7 protein-coding genes are annotated in these 4476 nt (G+C 38.9%); 5 read left to right on the plus strand and 2 right to left on the minus strand.

The genetic code is table 11. The features are described from left to right. From C7B62_RS24630 to C7B62_RS24650, 5 genes are all read left to right on the plus strand, one after another. The coding region (locus tag C7B62_RS24630) for a hypothetical protein (protein WP_233220147.1) at positions 1-1230 on the plus strand (1230 nt) is incomplete at its 5' end. Between the two features lie 337 nt (positions 1231-1567). Then, complete coding sequence (locus tag C7B62_RS24635; protein ID WP_106243992.1) at positions 1568-1777, plus strand: hypothetical protein; 210 nt, start codon at positions 1568-1570, stop codon at positions 1775-1777. A 255-nt stretch (positions 1778-2032) separates the two neighbouring features. Then, positions 2033-3025, plus strand: a complete 993-nt coding sequence (locus tag C7B62_RS24640; protein WP_106243996.1) for a tyrosine-type recombinase/integrase — start codon at positions 2033-2035, stop codon at positions 3023-3025. A gap of 65 nt (positions 3026-3090) precedes the next feature. Then, on the plus strand, positions 3091-3417 hold the full coding sequence (locus C7B62_RS24645; RefSeq protein ID WP_106243999.1) for a type II toxin-antitoxin system RelE/ParE family toxin: 327 nt from the start codon (positions 3091-3093) through the stop codon (positions 3415-3417). Beyond that, on the plus strand, positions 3414-3695 hold the full coding sequence (locus C7B62_RS24650) for a helix-turn-helix domain-containing protein (RefSeq protein WP_106244002.1): 282 nt from the start codon (positions 3414-3416) through the stop codon (positions 3693-3695). Before C7B62_RS24645 ends, C7B62_RS24650 begins: the two co-directional genes overlap by 4 nt. Positions 3696-3732: 37 nt before the next feature. On the opposite strand, the gene C7B62_RS24655 is transcribed toward C7B62_RS24650, so the two are convergent. Together C7B62_RS24655 and C7B62_RS24660 are read right to left on the minus strand one after the other, a co-directional pair. Further along, positions 3733-4005: a type II toxin-antitoxin system RelE/ParE family toxin gene (locus tag C7B62_RS24655; RefSeq protein WP_199194369.1), complete on the minus strand. Its 273-nt coding sequence runs from the start codon at positions 4003-4005 to the stop codon at positions 3733-3735. Between the two features lie 72 nt (positions 4006-4077). Then, positions 4078-4269 carry a hypothetical protein gene (locus tag C7B62_RS24660; RefSeq protein ID WP_106244005.1) on the minus strand — a complete coding sequence of 64 codons (192 nt, stop codon included), beginning with the start codon at positions 4267-4269 and terminating at the stop codon, positions 4078-4080. Between the last annotated feature and the right edge of the window lie 207 nt (positions 4270-4476).

Below are 4476 nucleotides of genomic sequence, written 5' to 3' on the forward strand. Positions count from 1 at the left end.
CGCATTTCATACGATACTTCCCACGGATATGATGGTACGAGATTATTTGAAAGAGATCCAACAATTAATTTTGACTATAGTTTAAATAACAGCTCAATTATCATGAAACACATTGATAGATTGAATGAACCATTCGAGGAGTTTCAGTTTGATGGAGATGAAGAAGAGAGTATATCAGCAGAAAAAGCTTGGGAAGAAGCTTTAGGAATAGATCTTGATTTTGATCGCGAAGCTGCGAGAAAAAATAACGAAAGTAGAAGGAATTATCTCCCGCAAAACAAACCTCATGCTTCTTGCAGTAGTACTGATTCTCTCGCAGAAAAAAACAAATATATCTGCACGATTAAAACTTATCGTATAGACGAATCATATAGAGAAAGTTATTTGGTTGGTCTGACCTTTATTAATAATAATGAAGCTGTTGTTTCAACTCCCAACATTTCAACATTGTATGTTAATGCTTGGGATGATAATTTTAAGGTTGAAGCGGAAACGAGTGGATCACAGATAATGTCTGTTCGTATCCCTCTTCAAGAAAACATTACTGATTTTCTTGCCTCTAACTTTGATGACATTTTTTTATTCCCTTATATAAATGAATTACGACAAATACGTTTTAACGAACAAGCAATAAAAGATTCAAGCGTTGTTTATAACAACAATGTAGATATCTATGCTAGAGAAAAGTACGATGGAATTGTTCTCGCTGGTGGTTATGGTTCTCAAGGTACTAACAACCAATTCATTCTATTAAGAGAAAATATTTCTTTTGATAGAGTATCTGAAATTAAAACAAAAATCGAAGCCTTAAAGCAAGCAATAGTTTTTAATACTTATGACAGAGGAACTGAAAGTTCTGTGAAAGCAGATGCACAAGCGATCGCTTTGCTAAACTATACAGAGGATCATCCTTTGCTAGATGTATATAGAAAAAACTTAATCAAGGCTGCAATTATCAGATCTCAGTTGAATACAGATTTAGCTAATATTTCTAGACCTGGATTATTAGATTGGGGAAGTGTAGTAGGCGGTATAGTTGAATCTGCTTCCAAAAAGAAAATTGGATTACCATTATTGCTAGAAACGCTTTTCATTGGCGCACAAGAGCTATCTGCTCGTTCTCAGAAAGAGGATATAGATAGAGATTTAAACAATATTGAATCAGAAATTGATGTATCAATTAAAGAACTTGAAAAAATTGCTGCTTTATACGAAAGGTCTACTCAGTAAACACATAAAATGAAAGCAAAAACTTTATTTCATGTACACTCGTTTATATAGTTACTTGCGACAGGATCTATAAAAATAGAGTAGGTTTACATTTATAATTCCCAAAAAGACTCTTATTATTAATTGCGATCGCCAAATCCCGAACCCAAATTACACCCAAAACCCAACCCAATAGACTAAGACAGAAACAGAACACCAATCTTGGTCACTGTGATGAAAAGAACTTATAATCTATTGGGCTACGTGCGACTCGTTTCAGTCTAACTACAAGGAAGAACAAACCCCTGCTACCCCAAATCGTCACACCATCACTCTCGAATTAAACCAACTCTCAGACTTGAAAGTAGAAGAAGGAACTAGAATTAATGTCGGAGATATCATCAGCGATCGCACTACCGAAAAAACCAAGCTACAGGCAAAAAGACAGAAATTAGCCGACTCCCTCGCCAAAGCCAGATTACCCCTCAACGCACTAAAACCAGTACCATCACCCTCATTTCAAACCGAACTAGTCACCCTCAAACAGGCTCAGTTTAATTTGGGGTAAAACAGCGAAGCTGTCACCAGGGGCAATACAGCCTAAAACCTTTACCCAGTAGGCATTTCAAAAATACATTTTTAAGACTAATTGATACTGAGCCACGAACTTAACAATAGTCCGAAAGGCGATCGCTTTGTTTGATTGCTTTATGAGGAAATGCAGGAATAAGTAGCTCATTTTAATTCTTTGCCTCAAATTAAGGTAGAGTGAGGATATTACCGATCGTGATATCGGAAATAAGTGTTTTCGATATCGACTATAATGGAACGAGTTAATCCCAAAACTCCATCACACTTAGAAAACTCTTTCAATGCCAAAATTGAGAGACATTTTACTCATACCGAACCTGACGTGCTAGCTCAATTTCTCCTTGATAAACGCAACCCTGGTACGAGAAAAGCTTACGAAAAAGACCTCAATGACTTTTTTCGCGCCACTACGGGTCATGTTGCTACATCTGATACGGTGCTGGAGTTTTTACACCTGGAACGTTCGGCTGCGGTGGGGGTGGTACTGAATTATAAAGCCAAGCTATTTGAGAAGGGATTAGCAGAATCTACCGTTAATCGTCGTTTGGCTTCGATTAAAACTCTCTGTAGTATGGGACGTAAGTTGGGAATATGTGGATTTACCCTGGAGGATGTGAAGGGGGAAAGAGTACAGCAATATAGAGATACGAGCGGGATCAGTCCAGAGGAATATCGTAAAGTTCTAGATATTTGCGATCGCTCCTTAATCTATGGGATTAGGGATTATGCCCTATTAAAACTGCTATGGGACAATGCCCTGAGACGCAATGAGGTGAGTTTATTGAACTATGGGGATTTTGAACCAAGGGCGAAAGAATTAACCATACTAGGTAAGGGGAAGGGAACGCAGACGGAGATTATCGGTTTAAGTACCTCTACTACTAACGCTCTGTTGGACTGGATTGAGGCTTACAAGCACAAGAAGCAGAAAGCACCGTTGTTTGTCGCTCTAGATTTTCAGCATAAGGGACATCGGATAACTGGAGATGGGATTTATAAAATGGTACGTCGCTACTGTAAACAGGCGGGGATAACCAAGCGGATGAGTCCCCATCGGGTCAGACATAGTTCGATTACGGCTGCTTTAGATGCTACTGATGGTAACGTGCGGAAGGTGCAGAAGTTATCCCGCCATCGTCAGATAGATACTTTGATGATTTATGATGACAATCGAGCTAAGGATCAAGTGGAATTGTCGGAAATGTTATCTGGACTTACTGATTAAACAGTCATCAGTTATCAGCGATCGCTTTAAGTTTTAAACTATAACTTATATGTTATATTGTGATTATGACCTGGACTGTTGAAACTCTCAACGACACTGTTGACGCTGAACTTTCAGCTTTACCCAATGATATGAAAGCTAAGTTCGTTTGGATTAGTAACTTAATCGCCGAACATGGCTTAGAAAAAGTTGGCAAACCTTATGTCAAATACCTTGAGCAAGGTTTATGGGAAATTAGACTTAAAGGTAGAGATGGTATCTCTCGTGCCTTATACGTCACCGCTAAACCCAAGCGTGTTGTTGTTGTCCGAGTTTTTATCAAGAAGACACAAAAAACTCCCCGTAAGGAAATTAAACTCGCTCTATCTAGAGCTAAGGAGATTCAATCATGACGCTTATTTCTGACCTTCATCAACAATGGTTAAACGATCCTGAATATCAGGCTGCTTATGAAGCTCAACGCCCTGAATTTGAGATTGCTTCGGCTATTATTGCTGCTCGCTCTTCTGCTAATTTGACCCAAAAAGAGCTAGCCGAACTTATGTCCACTAAACAATCTTTAATTGCTCGACTCGAAGCTGGTGAACAAAATACTACTATTAAAACCTTGAATCGTATTGCCCAAGCTACTAACACTCGTCTCCATATTTCTTTTCTGCCTCAAGATTAGTTACAAATTTGGCGTTGAATTATTGCATCCATGCAAATTATTTATAGACATCTCCGCGAGAACCAATATTAGTGACGATAAATAGGCGTTCCTCGCGCTGGACTTGGATGAGTACCCGATAGTCTCCGACTCTGAGGCGATAGCCATCACGACCTTTGAGTTTTTTGAAGTTTACTTGAGTGGGGTCAATGATTAGTTTATCTAGTTCGTCAAAGATGCGCTGACGGCTTTTTGGTTGGATACGTCTGAGGTAACGCTCTGCTGGTTTTAAAATTAGGTACTGCCAGTCGTTCAAATTAGTAATACTCAAAATTATTTACAGGATTAACTATAAAAAACTTTGGGCGTAAAAACAGGGCATTGTTATATTTTGTTCCGTAAGCTAACCTAATTTTGCCTTTAATTCCTCTAAAGACTTACCAGAGTCGCGTCCTGCAAGATATTCTTGATAGGCAGCTTCTCCTGCTTCTAATTCTGATACGGGTACATCATCGGCAGATTCTTCTTGCTCTAGGGCATCGAGAAAATTTTCGATTTGACGGGTTTTTTGCTGGCTTTGATTGTAAGTATTCACAGATGAAATAACTTGGTTTTTGACGATCTAGTTTTACTATACTGTCTATTATACAATGCAGTTTTAAAGAGGCTTTTAGTTTACTTTGACCGTAGTACTAGAGATACGCCAAAGTTGATGCTGGAGATGCCAAAACCCAGTCCTGCTCCCCTGGTTAAATCGCCCTGATTGATAGCAGACAAGGCTGCTCCTGTGATGACTCCTGCC

It is taken from the genome of Pleurocapsa sp. CCALA 161 (assembly GCF_003003995.1).
GTDB lineage: Bacteria > Cyanobacteriota > Cyanobacteriia > Cyanobacteriales > Xenococcaceae > Waterburya.